Source organism: Kribbella antiqua, assembly GCF_004345665.1.
GTDB classification, from domain to species: Bacteria; Actinomycetota; Actinomycetes; order Propionibacteriales; family Kribbellaceae; genus Kribbella; species Kribbella antiqua.
Genome location: NZ_SLWR01000003.1, coordinates 576,059 through 594,475 on the forward strand (window position 1 = coordinate 576,059; position 18,417 = coordinate 594,475).

The 18,417-nt window shown below is 67.3% G+C and carries 17 protein-coding genes and 1 pseudogene; 17 read left to right on the forward strand and 1 reads right to left on the reverse strand.

What is annotated here, in order from left to right; all coding sequences use genetic code 11:
- The 5 genes from EV646_RS12280 (at position 1) to EV646_RS12300 (ending at position 6,613) form a co-directional block, all read left to right on the forward strand.
- Positions 1-1,284 (forward strand): exo-beta-N-acetylmuramidase NamZ family protein, encoded by a 1,284-nt coding sequence (locus tag EV646_RS12280; protein WP_132147733.1) that lies wholly within the window; start codon positions 1-3, stop codon positions 1,282-1,284.
- The gene (locus tag EV646_RS12285) at positions 1,281-3,005 is read left to right on the forward strand and encodes a serine hydrolase domain-containing protein (RefSeq protein ID WP_241995808.1); all 1,725 of its coding nucleotides are present in this window, start codon (positions 1,281-1,283) and stop codon (positions 3,003-3,005) included. Before EV646_RS12280 ends, EV646_RS12285 begins: the two co-directional genes overlap by 4 nt.
- A gap of 35 nt (positions 3,006-3,040) precedes the next feature.
- Positions 3,041-3,928: a MurR/RpiR family transcriptional regulator gene (locus tag EV646_RS12290; RefSeq protein WP_132147736.1), complete on the forward strand. Its 888-nt coding sequence runs from the start codon at positions 3,041-3,043 to the stop codon at positions 3,926-3,928.
- 60 nt (positions 3,929-3,988) lie between these two features.
- A complete protein-coding gene (murQ, locus tag EV646_RS12295) occupies positions 3,989-4,882 on the forward strand; it encodes an N-acetylmuramic acid 6-phosphate etherase (RefSeq protein ID WP_132147738.1) in 894 nt (297 codons plus the stop codon).
- A 315-nt stretch (positions 4,883-5,197) separates the two neighbouring features.
- Positions 5,198-6,613: a class I adenylate-forming enzyme family protein gene (locus tag EV646_RS12300; protein ID WP_241995844.1), complete on the forward strand. Its 1,416-nt coding sequence runs from the start codon at positions 5,198-5,200 to the stop codon at positions 6,611-6,613.
- Here EV646_RS12300 and EV646_RS12305 read toward each other — a convergent pair.
- The gene (locus tag EV646_RS12305) at positions 6,544-7,176 is read right to left on the reverse strand and encodes a 4'-phosphopantetheinyl transferase family protein (protein ID WP_158290949.1); all 633 of its coding nucleotides are present in this window, start codon (positions 7,174-7,176) and stop codon (positions 6,544-6,546) included. The two genes, EV646_RS12300 and EV646_RS12305, sit on opposite strands and share 70 nt — an antisense overlap.
- Positions 7,177-7,193: 17 nt before the next feature.
- Between EV646_RS12305 and EV646_RS12310 the strand changes: the two genes are divergently transcribed.
- The 12 genes and pseudogenes from EV646_RS12310 to EV646_RS12365 all read left to right on the forward strand — a co-directional run bounded on the left by EV646_RS12310 (position 7,194) and on the right by EV646_RS12365 (position 18,070).
- Positions 7,194-7,448, forward strand: a complete 255-nt coding sequence (locus EV646_RS12310; protein WP_132147744.1) for an acyl carrier protein — start codon at positions 7,194-7,196, stop codon at positions 7,446-7,448.
- On the forward strand, positions 7,448-7,678 hold the full coding sequence (locus EV646_RS12315) for a phosphopantetheine-binding protein (protein ID WP_199236935.1): 231 nt from the start codon (positions 7,448-7,450) through the stop codon (positions 7,676-7,678). The genes EV646_RS12310 and EV646_RS12315 overlap by 1 nt, the downstream gene beginning before the upstream one ends.
- On the forward strand, positions 7,671-8,675 hold the full coding sequence (locus EV646_RS12320) for a beta-ketoacyl synthase N-terminal-like domain-containing protein (RefSeq protein ID WP_132147746.1): 1,005 nt from the start codon (positions 7,671-7,673) through the stop codon (positions 8,673-8,675). Before EV646_RS12315 ends, EV646_RS12320 begins: the two co-directional genes overlap by 8 nt.
- Complete coding sequence (locus EV646_RS12325; protein WP_132147748.1) at positions 8,672-9,139, forward strand: hypothetical protein; 468 nt, start codon at positions 8,672-8,674, stop codon at positions 9,137-9,139. The genes EV646_RS12320 and EV646_RS12325 overlap by 4 nt, the downstream gene beginning before the upstream one ends.
- Complete coding sequence (locus EV646_RS12330; RefSeq protein WP_132147750.1) at positions 9,136-10,725, forward strand: class I adenylate-forming enzyme family protein; 1,590 nt, start codon at positions 9,136-9,138, stop codon at positions 10,723-10,725. Before EV646_RS12325 ends, EV646_RS12330 begins: the two co-directional genes overlap by 4 nt.
- Positions 10,722-12,014 carry a beta-ketoacyl-[acyl-carrier-protein] synthase family protein gene (locus EV646_RS12335; protein ID WP_132147752.1) on the forward strand — a complete coding sequence of 431 codons (1,293 nt, stop codon included), beginning with the start codon at positions 10,722-10,724 and terminating at the stop codon, positions 12,012-12,014. Before EV646_RS12330 ends, EV646_RS12335 begins: the two co-directional genes overlap by 4 nt.
- Entirely contained in the window at positions 12,014-13,081 is a 1,068-nt protein-coding gene (gene hppD / locus EV646_RS12340) for a 4-hydroxyphenylpyruvate dioxygenase (protein WP_132147754.1), read from the forward strand. The genes EV646_RS12335 and hppD overlap by 1 nt, the downstream gene beginning before the upstream one ends.
- Positions 13,078-14,010 carry a phytanoyl-CoA dioxygenase family protein gene (locus tag EV646_RS12345; RefSeq protein ID WP_132147755.1) on the forward strand — a complete coding sequence of 311 codons (933 nt, stop codon included), beginning with the start codon at positions 13,078-13,080 and terminating at the stop codon, positions 14,008-14,010. The genes hppD and EV646_RS12345 overlap by 4 nt, the downstream gene beginning before the upstream one ends.
- Positions 14,011-14,156: 146 nt before the next feature.
- A pseudogene (locus EV646_RS12350) lies at positions 14,157-14,824 on the forward strand (DUF3050 domain-containing protein).
- A gap of 2 nt (positions 14,825-14,826) precedes the next feature.
- On the forward strand, positions 14,827-15,777 hold the full coding sequence (locus EV646_RS12355; RefSeq protein ID WP_132147757.1) for a thiamine pyrophosphate-dependent dehydrogenase E1 component subunit alpha: 951 nt from the start codon (positions 14,827-14,829) through the stop codon (positions 15,775-15,777).
- Positions 15,774-16,745: an alpha-ketoacid dehydrogenase subunit beta gene (locus EV646_RS12360; RefSeq protein WP_132147759.1), complete on the forward strand. Its 972-nt coding sequence runs from the start codon at positions 15,774-15,776 to the stop codon at positions 16,743-16,745. The genes EV646_RS12355 and EV646_RS12360 overlap by 4 nt, the downstream gene beginning before the upstream one ends.
- Positions 16,746-16,780: 35 nt before the next feature.
- Entirely contained in the window at positions 16,781-18,070 is a 1,290-nt protein-coding gene (locus EV646_RS12365) for a hypothetical protein (RefSeq protein ID WP_241995810.1), read from the forward strand.
- The last annotated feature ends 347 nt before the right edge of the window (positions 18,071-18,417 follow it).

Sequence of the window (18,417 nt, forward strand, 5' to 3'; positions counted from 1 at the left end):
ATGAAGCGACGTTCTCTCATTGCCGGCGCAGGCGCGCTCGCCGCAGCCCCGCTGATCGACCTGCAAGCAGCCCAGGCCGCCCAAGCGACGACGCAACGGAAAACGATGACTGGCGCAGAGGTGCTGGCCGCCGACGACTGGCGGGCACTGTCCGGGCAGAAGGTCGGCGTGATCAGCAACCCGACCGGCATCCTGCCCGACCTGACCCACATCGTCGACGCCATGCACGCGTCCGGGAAGGTCAACGTCGTCGCGGTCTTCGGCCCCGAACACGGCTTCCGCGGTACGGCGCAGGCCGGCGGTTCCGAGCAGGACCACATCGACCCGCGCACCGGGATCATGGTGTACGACGCCTATGGCGCGACCGCGACCAAACTCGCCGACCTCTACACCAAGTCCGGCGTAGAAACCGTTGTCTTCGACATCCAGGACGTCGGTGCGCGGTTCTACACCTACATCTGGACGATGTACGAGGCGATGATCGCGGCCGTGCGCACCGGCGCGCGCTTCGTCGTACTCGACCGTCCCAATCCAGTCGGTGGGTACGCGCGGGGTCCGATGCTCAAGCCCGGTTACACCTCCGGCGTGGGCAAGGAGGAGATCATCCAGCAGCACGGTATGACGGTCGGCGAGCTGGCCCGGCTGTTCAACGCCGAGTACCTCCCGCTCGACGCGAACGGCGCGCGGCTCAAGGAGCTGCAGGTCATCCAGGTGAAGAACTGGAAGCGGGATCAGCTGTACGACGACACCGGCCTGACCTGGGTGATGCCGAGCCCGAACATGCCGACGCCGGACACCGCGCTGCTCTACCCGGGCATGTGCCTGTTCGAGGCGACAAACATGTCCGAGGGCCGCGGCACGACGCGGCCGTTCGAGCTGATCGGGGCGCCGTACGTCGACTATCGGTGGGCGCAGGCGTTGCAGGCGAAGAACCTGCCGGGAGTGGACTTCCGCGAGGCGTACTTCACGCCGTTCATCAGCAAGAACGCAAACATTCTCTGCGGCGGCGTCCAAGTGCAGATCACCGACCCGCATGCGGTGGAAGCGATCACTGCGGCGACACACATGATCGTCGAAGCGCGCAAGCTCTACCCGGAGTTCGCCTGGCGGGCCGAGAATCCGCCCGGCCGGTGGATCGACCTGCTCACCGGTTCGGACCGGTTCCGCACCATGCTCACCGCCGGTGCGACGGCCGAGGAGATCGTCGCGGCCTGGCAGCCGGAGACCGACGCCTGGACCGCACGGCGGGCGAAGTACCTGCTGTACAAGGGAGCTCATCGGTGAAACGAGTCCTGGGAATCGCGATAGTCTCCACTGTGATGCTCGCCATGACGACCCCTGCAGTTGCCGACGGCAACAGATCCGGCCGGTTCGACCGTCCGTACGACGGGTACGCGCCGAAGACGACCCTGTTACGCGACTCGACCCCCGAGAAGGCCGGTCTCGATCCCGCACCGATCGACGCCGCGCTGGCCCAGGTTGACGCATGGACCCGCCCGAACGGTACGGCGAAGCCGCTGTACGCCGGCGCGGTCACCCTGCTCGCCCATGACGGCAAGGTGGTGACGAAGACGGCGACCGGGATGGCGCTGAAGTATGCCGACGGCAACGGAACCGAGCTGCCGGCCGATCAGCAGATCCCAATGCGCACCGACACCATCTTCGACATGGCATCGGTTTCCAAGCTGTTCACCTCGATCGTGGTGATGCAGCTGGCCGAAAAGGGCAAGGTCGGGCTGGACACGCCGATCGCGACGTACGTCCCGGAGTTCGCCGAGAACGGGAAGCAATCGATCACCATCCGGCAAGCGTTGACCCACACGACCGGTCTGCCCGCGTGGCTGCCGTTGTGGAGCGCCCAGCCGGACCCGGCGTCCCGGCTCCACATGGCGCTGACCGCGACCCCGACCAGCCCGGTCGGGACGAAGTACCTCTACAGCGACCTGAATCTGATCTCCCTCGGCGAGGTCGCGCACCGGGTGACCGGCAAGACGCTCGACAAGTTGGTTGCCGACGGCATCACCAAACCGCTGCAGATGAAGGACACCGGCTACAACCCGGAGGCCAAGAAGAAGCCACGGATCGCCGCGACGGAGTACCAGACCTCGCCACCGCGCGGCATGGTCTGGGGCTCGGTGCACGACGAGAACGCCTGGTCGCTGGATGGCGTCGCCGGTCACGCCGGCGTGTTCAGCACCGCCGACGACATGGCAACCCTGGCCCAGACGTTCCTGAACGGCGGCAGCTACCGCGGCGCCCGGATCCTGAAGGAATCGTCGGTCACCGCGATGATCACGAACTTCAACCAGGCCTTCCCCGGCAACGACCACGGCCTCGGCTTCGAGCTCAACCAGCGCTGGTACATGAGCGGCCTGTCGGGTCCGCGGACGGCGGGTCACACGGGCTATACCGGAACGTCGATAGTGATCGATTTCGACTCCCGCTCGTTCGCGATCCTGCTCACCAACCGGGTCCACCCGAATCGCAACTGGGGCAGCAACAACCCGGCCCGGCGTGCCGTCGTCCAAGGCCTTGCGCTCGCCCTCGGCGTCGGCCCGCGGCACGGCAAGGACGCCTGGTTCTCCGGTACGACGGATGGCACAACCACCACCCTCGCAACAAGAGTCGCGGCGCCCGCGACGGGCGCTAAGTTGACCTTCGACCTGTTCGTCGACACCGAGGACAGCGACTTGCTGTATCTGGAGTCGTCGACCGACGGGACGACCTGGACGAAGGTGCCGTTTACCGTTCTAGACCGGGGATCCGTGATCGACACCGACGGGACCATCAGCGGTTCCGGCGACCGGCACTGGCACCAGGTCTTCGCCGATCTCGCCGCCGGTGACCAGACGATCAGGTGGCGCTACACGTCCGACCCGCTGTACCAGGGCCGTGGGGTGTATGTCGACGGTGTGAAGATCACGAGTGAGGATGGTCTTCTTCTCGACGGTGAACGATCGCCGGAATCATTTACGGCCACAGGTTGGAGACTTTCGCGTCGGTGACCCCACTTCGTGCATAGTCGCCGTACCGTGCTGTCATGAACTCAGTTTCCTCTCCAGAACCCACGGGGCCGCTGCTGGTCCGGGTCCGCGCGGTGATGCCCGCGCTGGCGCCGGCCGAGCAGCGGGTGGCGAACGCGGTCCTCGCGGACCCGGGCGGAGTGGCGGCGATGACGATCTCAGAACTGGCCGATGTGGCGTCCACCTCGGAGACCACAGTCATCCGGTTCTGCAAGCAGATCGGCGTCCCCGGCTATCCGCAGCTCCGCCTGCAGCTGGCGGCCCAGTCGGCGCGGGAGAGCGTACGGCCCGAGGTCGGCGGTGACATCGAGCCGGGTGACTCCCTGGCCGATGTGGTCAGCAAGGTGGCGTTCGCCGACGAGCGGGCGGTCCGCGAGACCGCCCAGCAGGTGGACGTGGACACCCTGGCCAAGGTTGTCGACACGGTCGTCAAGGCGTCACGGGTCGACATCTACGGCTTCGCCGCGAGCGCCTTCGTGGCGTTCGACCTGCAGCAGAAGTTGCACCGGATCCGCCGGGTCGCCTTCGCGTGGTCGGACGTGCACATCGCGCTGACCAGTGCGGCCCTGCTCGGCGAGGGTGATGTTGCCATCGGCATCTCCCACACCGGTACGACGGTCGAGGTCGTCGAGGCGCTCGAGGAGGCCGCCAAGCACGGCGCCACCACGGTCGCGGTGACCAACTTCCCCCGTTCACCCCTGGCCCGGACGGCGGATCTGGTGCTGACCACGGCGGCCCGCGAGACGACGTACCGGTCCGGCGCCATGGCGAGCCGGATCGCGCAGCTGACAGTGATCGATTGCCTGTTCATCGGTGTCGCTCAGCAGGTGCTGCCGGATGCGCGCAAGGCGCTCGAGGAGACTGCGAGCGCGGTCCGTGGGCACCGGCTGAAGGGATCGGAATGAGCCTTCCGTCAAGGATCAACAGAATTGAAAAACCTTCAGTAGGAAACTAACATCGGAGCTGTGACCACGCCGACTGAGCAGCGCAACCCCAGGACGCTCGCCATTGATGCGGTGGGCACCGCCGAGATCCTCCAGATGGTCAACTCGGAGGACGCTCGGGTGGCCGGTGCTGTCGGCGTGGTGATCCCTGAGCTGGCCCGCGCCGTGGATGCCGCCGTCGAGGCGGTCCGCGGCGGCGGCCGGGTGCACTACTTCGGCGCCGGTACGTCGGGTCGCCTCGCCGTACTGGATGCGGCTGAGCTGCTGCCCACCTTCCATGCGCCTGAGGGGCTGGTGGTCGCCCATCACGCCGGCGGGATGGATGCGCTGCTCCGCGCGGTCGAGAACGTCGAGGATTCCGAGGACGGCGGCGCGGCCGACGCCGTCGCTGTCACCGCTCAGGACATCGTTATCGGCCTGGCCGCTTCCGGGAGTACGCCGTACGTCGCCGGAGCGCTGAAGGCGGCTCGGAAGGCGGGCGCGACCACCGTGCTGGTGACGTCGAACCCGGCCGCGCCGCTGGCCCCGCTCGCCGACATCGTGATCGCCGCGGACACCGGGCCCGAAGTCATCGCCGGGTCGACCCGGCTGAAGGCCGGGACGGCGCAGAAGATGATCCTCAACGCGTTCTCGACGACGCTGATGATCAAGCTCGGCCGCACCTGGTCCAACCTGATGGTCGACCTGGTCGCCACCAACAAGAAGCTGCGCGGCCGCATGCTCCGCATCCTGGCCGAGGCGACCGGCGCCGACGCCGACTCCTGCGAAGCCGCCCTGGCCGCCGCCGAGGGCGAACTGAAGCCGGCCCTGGTTCACCTGCTGACCGGTTCACCGATCGCCGAGGCCCGAGCCGCCCTCGAGGCCGCGCAGGGCCGGGTCGCGACCGCCCTGACAACCTTGGGTGCACCGGCCTGACGGCCTTGGATGCAACGGCCTGACCTCTTCTTTTCCGCCTCGGCATTCCGAATGCCGGGGGTTTTCTTTTGTGCGGACTGCGGGCAAACCTTCGCCGGGTATTGTGAGGGTTTGAATTCCTAACCACTGACAGCGGTTTCCATGGTTTGTATTCAATCGACGAAGAATGCCGTCGCCGGCGGTAATTGAAGTACTACTTCCAGTGCATAGCGCAGTTGCGTGATCGTGTCGTATCGTCGCGTCATCGCCAGGCCTTGGTGGGGGTTCTGGTCTTCGAATCCTTTGTCTGTAACGGTTTTTGGAGTTCGGATGACCATGGACGGTGCTGTCGTGGTGCCTGGAATCAGCCAGGGTGCCCAGTGGGTCGACGAGGTGCTGCTGGCCGGTCCGGCCAACGATATCTGCTTTCGATTGACGCAGCCCGCGGACGGGACCTCGGTTCCGATTGACCGGGCGAAACTGCGCCGGCTGGTTCGCGATCGGCAATCCGAACTGGCAGAAGCTGGTTTGCGGCCCGGTGGGGCCGCGGCATTGAGGCTACCGCCATCAATGGCGTTCGTGACACATTTACTGGCGGTGTGGCGCAGCGGCGGTCAGGCGATCCTGCTGGACCACCGGCTGACCGAATACGAGGTCCGGCGCGCGATCGAACGACTGGTCCCGCAGGTCGTGGTGGAGCCCGAGCGGCCGATCCCGGCCGGCCTGCGTACCTTCTTCGAGGTCGACACCGCGGTGGCGAGCTACTCCGGTCATCCCGCCGGTACGACGCATGCCGTCGTACAGCTGAGCTCGGGGTCGACCGGGCCGTCGAAGGTGATCGGCCGGACCGCGGAGGACCTGGTCGAGGAAGTGCTGCGGTACACGCGGATCGACGGCGTACCGCTGCGAGGTGAGCGGTTGATCCTGCTGCCTTCGATGGTGCACGTGCTCGGTCTGGTGGGCGGGCTGCTCTACGGCCTGCACGCCGGCGTCGAGCTGGTCCCTCCGGCGCGCCTCACCGGTGACGCGATTGTCCAGGCAATCGCGTCCGGGCGGACCCCGGCGACCGTGCTCGGCGTCCCGTTCCACATCGGGCTGCTCGCGTCCGTCCAGCGCCCGCCGAACCTGCCGCAGTTCAAGCGGATGACGACCGGCGGCGAGCTCGTGCCGGCATCTGTGTCGCAGTCGTTCGAGATCAAGTACGGCGTACCGCTCGCGAACATGTACGGCATGACCGAGGTCGGGGTCATCGGCACCGACCTGGCAGGCGTTCACCGGCCCGCGATCCGGCCGGCCCCGGGCATCGAGGTCCGTGAGGTCGACGGCGAACTCCACGTTCGGCGGCCGGAATCGCCGTACTTGGGGCTCTCTGATCCGGCTCGCTGGTCCGATGGCTGGCTGCACACCCGCGACGCCGGCGCGGTCGACCCGACGACCGGACTCGTCACCATCAGAGGCCGCCTGGACTCCCAGGTGTCGGTGGGCGGGTTGAAGGTCGATCTGACCGAGGTCGAGTACACCTTGGGCACGCTCCGCGGGGTCGAAGCCGCGGTTGTCGTCTTCGACGGCTCGATCACCGCGTACGTGCAACTGCGGGAACGCCGCGACCGCGACCACCTGGAAGCCGACCTGGCCCAGCGCCTGGCCGCCTACAAGCGTCCCCGGACCCTGCACATCCTCGATCAGTTGCCCCGCACAACCACCGGGAAACTGGTCCGCGACTTGACCGTCCTCCGCAAGGCAGCGCCGTGAAACTCGACCAGGAGCACATCGGAGGCTCCAACCGGCAGAGCAACCGCAAGCACGACTCCCTCGCTGACAGGCACATGCACGACAGCAAGCGTGGGCTCGGCGGGCACAAGTCCAGCAGCCAGACTCTGCTCCTGTCCCGGAGGAACAGGCAGCGGCATGCGACGCCGCAACCCGCCTTTCCTCAGACCGAAGCCGAGTGCCTTGCCGACCGCCTCTTTCGCCGCCCACAGGTGCAGGAACGCCGTCAGCTCGTCGGGCTGCGCCGCCATCCAGGCAAGCTCCTCGGCGCCGAACCACCGCTGAGCCAGAGCGCTCACCTCACGCGGGTAGACGTCCTCGACGTCGACACCCACTGGCCCGGAGAGCGCAGCGGCCACCGCGACCAGCTCGCGGCTGTGGCTGATGCTCACCGCCAGCCCATCGACGTACGGGCGGCCGCTCGGCTCGTACCGGAGCTCTGGCTGGTTGACCAGCAAGCCGGCGAGGTCCAGCAACAGGTTTTGAGCTGTCGCGCGCTGGTCTTCGCCGGCCGGCGCCACCCACAGATTTACCCGACCGTCCACCGAAAGAAGGTAACCCGATGAAGGACGAGGTACGCGCATTCGTCATCGCGCAACTGCAGGACATGAACTACGACACCGAGGGCGTCGACGACGACACCACCCTCGGCCCGGCCGGCGTCGACCTGGAGTCGCTCGCGCTCGCGGACCTGTCCGTCCGGGTCGAGGACCGGTTCGGCGTCCGGTTCTCCGACGACGAGTCCGAGCAGCTCGCGCTGATGACGGTCGGCGAGTTCACCACCGAGGTAGCCGGCCGAGTCGCACAGCAGGTCTGATGACCCTGATGCCACCCCCGCCCGGGCGGGCAGAGATCATCGACTGGCTGGCCGGTCTCGGCGAGCGCCCACCCGGCGCCGAGCGGATCGACTCGATGGAGCTGGCCTGGCTGGTCCATCAGGTCGAGCAGCGGTACGGCGTCGAGCTCCCCGACGACCAGCTCGAACGCATCGCCACCGTCGACGACGCCGTCGCCGTACTGGCCGAGGTGCTGACCAGCCATGTCTGAACCCCGACCGGTTTCCATTACCGGCCTCTCGATCCTGACCGCACTCGGCCGCGGTCCCGAAGCGCAGTTGGCGAGTACAGCGGCCTTCACCGAGGTCGAGCGCTTCGACACCGGCAACCGCCGTGTCCACCACGCCGCAACCGCAGTTGACGTCGGCACGCTCGAGGAGGAGCTGGATCTCGCGATAGCAAACGCTTGCGGTCAAGCAGGCGTAGACCGCAGTACGACCCCTCTCTTGCTCGCCCTCCACACCGCCCCTTCCCGCGACTTCGGCCAGCGCCGCGTCTACACCAGCGCCTGCGTCTCAGCCAGTACGGCGGTCGCCGACGCCGCAACGCTGATCCGCACCGGTCGCGCCGACCGCATCGTCGTCGCAGCCGGCTACCTCGTCGAGCCCCACCAGTACGCCCTCTTCGACGCCGGCCGCGCGCTGTCCGACGACGGCTTCGTCCGCCCCTTCAGTCTCAACCGCCGGGGCACCCTCCTCGGTGACGGTGTAGCCGCGGTAGTCCTGCAAGCAGGCGAAGGCCTGGCCGAACTAGCAGGCTGGGCCCGCGCCGGCGACGCCCACCACCCCTGCCAACCCGCCCCCGACGGCCGCGGCCTGGCCACCGCAATCCAAGCCGCTCTCAGGAAAGCCAACCTCCCACCCGACGCCATCGCCTACATCAACGCCAACGCCACCGGCACCAACTACAGCGACGCGGCGGAGGCGGCGGCGCTCAACGCAGTGTTCGCTAATAGTCCGCCGGTGAGTTCGACCAAGGCTGTGCATGGGCATGCGTTGGAAGCCTCGGGGCTCGTCGAGCTCGTGGTGACCGTCCAGGCGCTGAGGGACGGCAAACTGCCTGTCAATGCGGGGCTTCTGGCACCTGATCCTGACTGCGCGCTCGATCTGATTCTTGATGCGCCGCAGCCGGCGGGTTCGCCGTACGGGATGACATTGAACTCGGCGTTCGGCGGGGCGAACACGGCTCTGGTGGTGCGTGCGGGATGAGTCAGCTTGTCGAAACCCCCGAGCTTGTCGTGCTCGCCGAGGCTCACTGGCCGGAGCCGGGTGACGACGTCGTGCCGGCACTGCCTGGGTTTGTCTTGTCGACGTTCAATCCGCTGGCCGCGGTCGTCGCGGATCGTTGCCTTCAGCATCACCAGCCGAGCGAGGCGACAGGGATCGTGATCGAGAGCAGCGGTGATCACGTCAGCGCAGCACACGTTCGCCAAGCTGTTGCCGACGGCAAACGGATAGGACCGTTGTTCTTCTTCCAATCCGTGCCGAACAGCGTCGCCGGCCTGATCGCCGCGAAGTGGAACCTCCGCGGCCCGGTCGTCGCTGTGACTGACGGCGGCCTCGACGAAGCCGCGTTGCTGATCGGCGACGGCGACGCCGACCAAGTCCTGATCGTGCAAATCACCGGCGTACAAGCCGCCGCCCTGTTGGTAAGTGGGGGAGACCTGACATGAAAAGCCTGAGAGCCCGACTGGCCGCGGATCCGAACATCGGAGCCGGCAACGTACTCGCCACGGTGCTTGCCCATGGCGCCGATCCGGACGGTCCCGGCCTGACCTTCGACACCGCGGTCGACCACTATCCGGCCGAACACCCGCTGACCCTCGGCGAACTCGACGACCGCGTCCAAGCCCGTACGGCGTGGTTGCACGAGCGCGGCATCGGTCGCCGCGACGTCGTCGCCATCTGGGCCACCGAGGCAAAGGACATCGTTCTCAGCTTCCTCGCCCTGACAAGACTCGGTGCGATCCCCGCCCTGCTCAACGGCAAGATGGCGCCACCCATCGCGGAGGAGTACATCCGCCGCCTGCGCGTGACCGCCGTACTGGCGGATGCCGCGCACAAGCCGCTGCTGCACACAGATGTCCTGGCAGAACCGAAAGACCTCGGCACCGATCCGGCCAAGGCGCCCGAGCACTATCGCCACCACCGCGACGACCCGATCGCGATCACGCACACCAGCGGCACAACCGGCGTACCCAAGGCCGTTATGCACACCCACACCACGCTGTACGCCGCACTCAAACACCTGCTCACCATGCCTCAGGCGCAGGGCACTGACAGGATCCTCAACGCCCTCCCGATTCCGCACACCGCAACGATCCTGATGGTCAACCAGGTTCTCGGCAACCGCGCCGAGATGCTGCTGCTCTCCAGCCAGGACGCCCCGACGGTGCTGCGGCAGATCGAACGCTGGAAGCCACGTGCCGTCTACGGATTCGCCGTCACCTGGTCGGGTCTGGCTCGCGAGGACCTGGCCAAGCACGATCTGGACTCGGTGCGGATGTGGTTCAACACCGGCGACTGTGCGCACGAACCGCACATCCGCAAACTCGTTGCCGTCGGCACCCGTGAGATCGTCACCCGGGACGGGCGTACGACGGTCCGCGGATCGCATTTCGTCGACGGCCTCGGCTCCAGCGAGATGGGGCACAACGGCTTCCACATCACGCACACCATGGAAAGCGACCACTACGGCCGCTGCATCGGCAAGCCGTACCAGTTCGCCGAAGCCGCCGTCCTCAGCTCCACCGGCGAGGAACTCCCATCCGGCAAGGTCGGCCTCCTCGGCTTCCGGTCGCCATCAGTATCACCCGGCTACTGGAACGACTCGGTGAACACGTACCGCTTCCGGCTCAACGGCTGGTTCCTCACCGGCGACCTGGTCTACCGCGACGTCACCGGCCACTACTTCCACCTCGACCGCGTCCCCGACGCCGTCGCCGGCTTCGAAGGCCCGCAACTCTTCACCTCGATGTCCGAGGAACGCATCCTCGCTGCTCTCCCCGAAGTCGTCGACTGCACGGTGATCATCGTTCAGGAGAACGGTGAATACGTCGCCGACGTCCTGCTGGAACTGGCCGCGGACGCACCGGAGGCCGACCGGACCGCCGCTGTGAAGGCGGCCGTCGGCGACGAGGTGGCGGCGATCATCCGCAGGGTCAGCGTGGTCGGCGAGGACGACGTGCCCGTCACGGTGACCGGCAAGGTCCGCAAAGTCGCGCTCCGGGAAGCACGCCTGACGGGTGCGCGCGCATGATCGCGGACGCCCGCGCAACTGGCTCGGCCGGTGGGGTGACGATCACCGGGATGGGGTTGCTCACCCCCGTCGGCCTCAGCGTCCATTCCGTCTGGGATGCCTTGCTGCAGGGGCGATCGGGCATCGTCAAACCTCCCGCGGACCATCCGATCGCAAACTCCATCGAGCTCGCCGGCATCCTCCCGCCGATCGATCCCGGCACGATCGCTTCCGGCCCCGACGGCAAGGTGATGGACCGCACCGTCATCCTCGCCCAACTCGCTGCCGAGGCAGCGCTCGCCGACGCCGGCCTGATCATCGGCGACAACGTCGACCCCGACCGCATCGGCGCCATCATCGGCGGCGTCGGCGGCATGGCAACCCTCGAACAGCAAGTCCTCGCCCGAGCCGAACGAGGACGCGCTGCGGTCAGCCCGTACCTGCTCACCGGCATCCTCCCGAACATGCCCGCCGCCCGCGTCGCGATCCGCTTCGGCCTGCGCGGCTACACCTCCTCAGTCGGTACGGCGTGCGCCTCGGGAGCGCAGGCGATCGCCGACGCGGTCCGCCTGATCCGCTCCGGCGAGGTGGACGTCGTACTGGCCGGTGCTAGCGAGGCGCCGCTGTTCCCGACGTTTGCGGAAACGTTCGCCAACGCCCGGGCGCTCGCACGCGGCTGGGACGACCCGATCGAGGCGAGTCGCCCGTTCGACCTGCGGCGTAACGGGTTCGTCCTCAGCGAAGGTGCCGCACTGCTCGTCCTAGAAAGCGTTGACCACGCCGCCAAGCGACAGGCTCGTGGGTACGCCGACATCGCCGGGTACGGCGTCAACGCCGACGCGCACCACCCGACCGCACCGCGACCCGACGGGACCGGCGCCACCGAGTGCATGCGAAAGGCCTTCAAAGCAATCGACCCAGCAAACGTTGGCTACGTGAACGCCCACGGCACCAGCACCAAGCTCGGCGACGTCGCCGAATCGGTCGCCATCGGTCTCGCCTTCGGCGACAACTCACCCGCAGTAAGTTCAACGAAAGCCCTGACCGGTCACATGCTCGGCACCTCAGGCGTGGTGGAAGCCGCGGCAACCGCGCTCGCCGTCAACATCGGCCTGGTGCCACCGACGTACCACCTCGACGATCCGGATCCGGCCTGCCCGCTGGACCACGTCCGCAAGGAACCGCGCGAGGTGCGCCTGGACTACGCCCTGTCGAACTCGTTCGGGTTCGGCGGCCAGAACGTGAGCCTGCTCCTCGGCACCGCCAGTACGCCGGAGCGTCGACAGATCAACAGTGAGGTGAATGAGTGATGGAGATCTACGGGATCGACCACGTGGAGTTGTACGTGGGCGACGCTCGGCAGGCCGCGTTCTATCTGGGACACGCATTCGGCCTGCAGATCCACGGTCAAGGTGGACCAGAGACGGGCCTGCCGGATCAGCGATCGCTGCTGTTGCGCGAGGACGCCGTACAGATCGTGCTGACGTCCGGCCTGGCCGCGGATCACCCGGCTGCGGCGTATGTGCAGCGCCACGGTGACGGCGTCGCGATCGTCGGACTCGAGGTCGACGACGCGACGGCGGCGTACGGCGAATTGGTTGCCCGAGGCGCCGAAGGACTCCAGGCGCCGGCCCGCTACGAGGGTGGCGACACCACCGTGGTGATCGCGGAGGTGGCCGGCTTTGGTGACGTTGTCCATCGGCTGGTCGAGCGGCACGGACCGCGGCACGAGTTCCTTCCCGGCCGGATCCACATCGCTGAGCCGGCCAAGGGCCCGGACGAGAAACTGTTCAGCGAAATCGACCACCTGGCGATCTGCGTGCCGTCCGGCGACCTCGAGCCGACCGCGAAGTTCTACGAGGACGTGTTCGGCTTCCCGCGGATCTTCGAGGAGTACATCGAAGTCGCCGGCCAGGGGATGGATTCGAAGGTCGTCCAGAGCCCGTCCAAGCACGTCACCTTCACCCTGATCGAGCCGGACCCGAACCGGCGACCGGGCCAGATCAACGACTTTCTCAGCTGGCACGCGGGCGCCGGCGTCCAGCACATCGCCCTGCGCACCAGCGACATCGTCGAGGCGGTCGGCACCCTGGCCGGCCGCGGCGTCAACTTCCTCGGTACGCCGTCGACGTACTACACGGCGCTGCCCGACCGGGTCGGTGAGATCGACACCCCGATCGAGGACCTGCAGGAGCTGGGCATCCTGGTCGACCGCGACCACTGGGGACAGCTGCTGCAGATCTTCACCGAGTCGATGCACGTCCGCCGCACGCTGTTCCTGGAGATCATCGAACGGCGGGGCGCGATGACGTTCGGCAGCGGCAACATCAAGGCCCTCTACGAAGCCAAGGAACGCGAGTTGGCAGGAGCCTCATGATCGAGCGCAGCGAGAGCATCAAAAAGTACAGGACCTTCAAACTGTCAGCCGAAGAGATCGAACTCCTCCCGACCGACGAGGATGTTGCCTTCTACAACCAGCACGGCTGGTATCTGTCGAAGAAACTCCTCACCGACGAGGAGACCGAGGAGCTCGTCAACGCCAGCGAGCGCTACTACGCCGGCGAACGCGACCGGACGTTGCCGACGGCACCACCGAAGCTCGCCTACTGGGATCCGTCCAAGGGCGACGTCCAGCGGCACAATGACTACGTTCACTACGAGCATGACGGTCTGGCGAAGATCCTGCGCAAGCCGCTGATCGGCGCGGTCGCGGCCCGGCTCGCGCAGACTGACGAGATCCGGATCTTCCAGTCCACCTTGATCTACAAGCCGCCGATCCACGGTGAACCGTCGAACATCGTGCCCTGGCACTTCGACAAGCACTACTGGTCGTCCTCGTCGTCGGACCGGATGCTGACCGCGTTCATCCCGTTCCACGACTGCCCGCCGGAGATGGGAACGATCACCATGGTCGACGGCAGTCACCGCTGGCAGGAGATCGGCTCCGACGACACGGTCGTCCGCCACTTCGCCGAACGCGATCGCTCGCAGCTGGACCAGATGCTCGTAGAAAACGCTGCCTACAACGACGCCGAGGTGGTCAAGATCCCGATCACCATCCCGCGCGGCCACATGAATTTCCACCACTGCCGCACCTACCACGGCAGCGGCGCGAACCTCAGCGACGGCCCGCGCCGCGCGATCTCGCTGCACCTGCAGGACGGCGACAACCAGTACCGCAAGTTCCCGCTGTCCGACGGGACTCTGGCGTCGTACAACCACGACGTCCTGGTACGGCGGACGCCCGACGGCCGGCCCGACTACGCCGACCCCGACTTCTGCCCAACGCTCTGGGCCGACCGCTAGGAGAACAGCACATGTCACGTTACGACTGGGGTCAGACCCACCCGGGCATTGAACAGCTGGAGAAGGCGGTCACGGAGGCGCGCGAGAAGGTCGTGCAGCACCCGCTCTACGCCAACCTGGACACGCACGAGGCCCTCGTCACCTTCATGGAGCACCACGTGTTCGCGGTGTGGGACTTCATGTCCTTGCTGAAGTCACTCCAGCGCGAGCTCACCTGCGTCACCGTGCCCTGGATCCCGACCGCGCACACCAGCAGCCCCGGCTGATCAACGACATCGTGATGGTCGAGGAGAGCGACGAGCTGGGTGACGGGTTCATCAGCCACTTCGAGCTCTATGTCAGCGGCATGACGGAGGCCGGCGCGGACACCAGCGCCATCTCAGGTTTGATCGACCTGCTGCGCGATGGCCGGCCGGTCGTCGAGTCCTTGCACGCGGCCGGCGCGCCGCAGGCGTCGATCGACTTCGCCGGGACGACCTGGGACATCATCGAGAACGCGCCGATCCACTGCCAGGCGGCCGCGTTCGCGTTCGGCCGGGAGGACCTGATCCCGGACATGTTCACCCAGGTGGTCGCGGTGAACGAGCGGTCCAACAAGCTCAACACCTTCGTCGACTACCTCGAGCGGCACATCGAGGTGGACGGCGAACAGCACACGCCGATGGCGATGCAGATGGTGACCGATCTCTGCGGTGACGACCCGGCCAAGTGGGAGGCCTGCGCGGACACCATCAACAACGCCCTCGCCGCCCGCGCCCGGCTCTGGGACGCGATCCTGGCCGCGGTACTGCTTCAGCCAGCGGTCTTGGGCTGACCATGACGAGCCAAGATCTCTACCGGACCGTGCGGCTGATCCGCCGCTTCGAGGAGCGCGCGATCGATTTCGTCCGGTCCGGTGAGATCGACGGCGGCATCCACCCCTACATCGGGCAGGAAGCGATTGCTGCCGGCGTCTGCGCGGCGCTCGGCCCATCGGACGTCATCACCAGCACCCACCGCGGCCACGGCCATGTGCTGGCCCGCGGCGTGAATCCGGCCCGCCTCTTCGCTGAGCTGATGGGCCGGGAGTCCGGCCTGAACAAGGGCCGCGGCGGCTCCATGCACGCGGCCGACTTCAGCCTCGGCATCCTCGGCGCCAACGCAATCGTCGGCGCCGCGGGCTCGATCGCCACCGGCGCCGCCTGGGCCGCTCGCCGGCAAGGCCGGGACACGGTCGCGGCCACCTTCTTCGGCGACGGCGCGATGAACGAAGGCATGTTGCTGGAGGCATTCAACCTCGCCGCGCTCTGGCAGGTCCCGGTGATCTTCGTCTGCGAGAACAACGGTTACGCGACCACCATGCCAGTGGAGTCAGCCGTTGCCGGCAGCGTCACCGCCCGGGCGCAGGCCTTCGGCATCCCGGGGTTCACCATCGACGGCCAGGACCCAGAAAAGGTGCTGGCAGCAACGAAATCCGCGGTCGGCAGAGCAAGGTCCGGCAAGGGCCCGACGTTCCTCGAATGTACGACGTACCGCTTCGACGCGCACCACACCTTCGAACACCGGGCCAGGCTCACCTACCGCACGACCGAAGAAGTCTCCGCTGGGCGGTCGCGGGACCCAGTGGAGATCCAGGGCGCACGGCTGACCGCTGTGGATCGGGCGGACGTGGATGCGGAAGTCGAGGCCCTGCTCGACGCGGCGGCCGGGATCGCGCTGGGCAGCGCCCATCCCGACCCGGCCGCCGCGCTCGCCTACCTTTACGCGTCCCCGGAGGTGATGCGATGAAGCTGTCCTATCTCAAGGCACTCAACCGCGCCCTCGGCGACGAACTGGCCGTCGATCCATCGGTGTTCCTGCTCGGCGAGGACATCCGGGCCGCGGCGTCCAACGTCACGGCCGGATTGTACGAACGCTTCGGCTCGGACCGGGTCCTGGACACTCCGCTGTCCGAGCAAGCGTTCACCAACTTCGCCACCGGTGCCGCGCTGGCCGGCCTGCGACCGGTGATCGAGTTCCAGATCCCGTCGCTGCTGTTCCTGGTCTTCGAGCAAATCGTCAACCAGGCGCACAAGTTCTCCTTAATGACCGGCGGCCAGTGCAAGGTCCCAGTGACGTACGTCGTCCCGGGCTCAGGCTCACGCACTGGTTGGGCAGGACAACATTCAGACCACCCTTACTCGCTCTTCGCTCATGTCGGCGTGAAGACTGTCGTACCGGCAACACCGTCCGATGCCTACGGCCTGCTCGTGTCAGCGATCCGGGATGACGATCCGGTCGTCGTCTTCGCGCCATCGGGGGCGCTCGGTGTCCGCGACGATGTCGACTTCTCGACTCTCGCGCCCGTACCTCTCGGCGTCGGCCGGATCGCCAGGGCCGGGACCGACGTGACAGTCGTTGCCCTCGGCCACCTGGTCCATGATGCGCTCGCGGCCGCAGACGAGCTGTCGAGCCTTGGCATCTCGATCGAAGTCTTCGATCCGCGGACCGTATATCCGCTGGACGTCGACGGTCTGGCGGAGTCCGTGGCGAAGACCCGCCGGCTGGTGGTGATCGACGATTCCAATCGGACCAGCGGGTTCGCGGCCGAGGTTCTCGCGGTCGCCGCCGAACGCTTCGACCTCGACGCACCACCCCGCCGCGTCACCAGGCCGGACGGAGCAGTTCTGCCCTTCGCTCTGGCTCTGGACCGCGCGGTCCAGCCCGGTCGAGACCAGTTGGTCACCGCGATTCACGCCGTACTGGAGGAACGATGACGGATCTGTGGCCTTCCTTTCCCGAGACCGTCCGTATGGCGTTACTCGCGCGCGGAGTGGAGTCGTGGCGGCAGGTGTACGACGGAGTCGCCACGCACAACAAGGAGTGGCGGCCGCTGCGGCCACCGATCATGACGGCGTCTGCTTATCGCTCGATGACGGACATCTCGGCGACTGTCGCCCGGTTGATCCTGGCCGCATGTTTGCGCCGGGCAACGACTGCGGGCGGGTTGCGGCGTGCGCTGGAGATGCCGACCGGGTACATCGATCTGCTCGACGAGGATCTGCCGCTGAGCGATGAGCTGCTCGGCGGTGTGCGGGCGGACATCCTGCTGGCGGACGGCACGCCGTACGTGGTCGAGGCGAACATCGACAGCGCCTTGGGTGGCGCCCACGACTCCGACGGAGTGGGGCAACGTTTTCTGTCGGCGTACGACGGTGACCCGGTGCTGTCACCGATCGGCTTGCAGACGCTGCCGTCCGCGGTCGACGCGCGCTACGAGGCAGTACGGGCGGCTTTGCACCTGACCGGCGAGGACCGGCTCGCGATGATCTTCACCACCGGCGGAACCTACCCGGGTTCACAAGACGGATTGGCGATGATCAAACTGCTTGAGCCGTTCAGCGATCGCGGCCGCCAGCTCGGCCTGGACATGCGGGTCTTTCCGGTCGAGTGGCTGACCCTCGACGACGCCGGCCGACTCTGCGTTGACGACGGCCCGATCGATGCCGTACTGCGGATGTTCGTCCCGCAAGGCACCAAACCGAGCGCCGGTCTCGACGCCTTGGCGACCGCCGTGCGGTCCGGCGCGGTCCGCATGTTCACCCCCACCGCCAGCTGGCTCCTGGCCAGCAAGGCGATCTTCGCCTGGCTCTGGGACGACCTGGATTCGCTTTCTGCTGAAGACGCGGCCGTCGTACGACGACACGTCCCACGAACCGAGGTGCTGTCGCCCGACCTCCGCGACCGCGCGATCGCCGACCAGCAACGGCTGGTGCTGAAGCCCTCCGGAGCGTACGGCGGCGTGGGCGTCGTCGTCGGACCCGAGGTATCGTCCGAAGCCTGGCTCGCCGCGCTCGACGCCGCGATCGCCGAGGGTGGTCACATCCTGCAGGCCTACATCCCCGTCGACCGCCTCACCATGCAGTTCGTCGAGATGGCCACGGGTGACGTTTGCGAGGCCGACGTGCCGTTCTGCATCGCGCCGTACCTCTTCGGCGGCACACCATCCGGCGCCTACCTCCGCTTCGCCGTCCCCGGCGCCGGCCCAGTAGTCAACGTAGGCCAAGGCGCCCTCACCAGCGGCCTCCTGCTCAGTCCCTGACCCACCGGCCATCCCAGTCCGCGTGAGACACCCGCAGCATCGGACACCCGCGCCATGCGACGCCCGCTGACTGCGCCGCACATTCACCAGCCGCGTCGCGCTACACGGCGGCGCACCGGTATCCGGGGTTCCGCCGCGCTGCGTCGGTGTCCGGGGTTCCGCCGTGCCGCGTCGGTGTCCGGGGTTCCGCCGTGCTGCGTCGGTGTCCGGGGTTCCGCCGTGCTGCGTCGGTGTCCGGGGTTCCGCCGTGCTGCGTCGGTGTCCGGGGTTCCGCCGTGCCGCGTCGGTGTCCGGGGTTCCGCCGTGCCGCGTCGGTGTCCGGGGTTCCGCCGCGCCGCGTCGGTGTC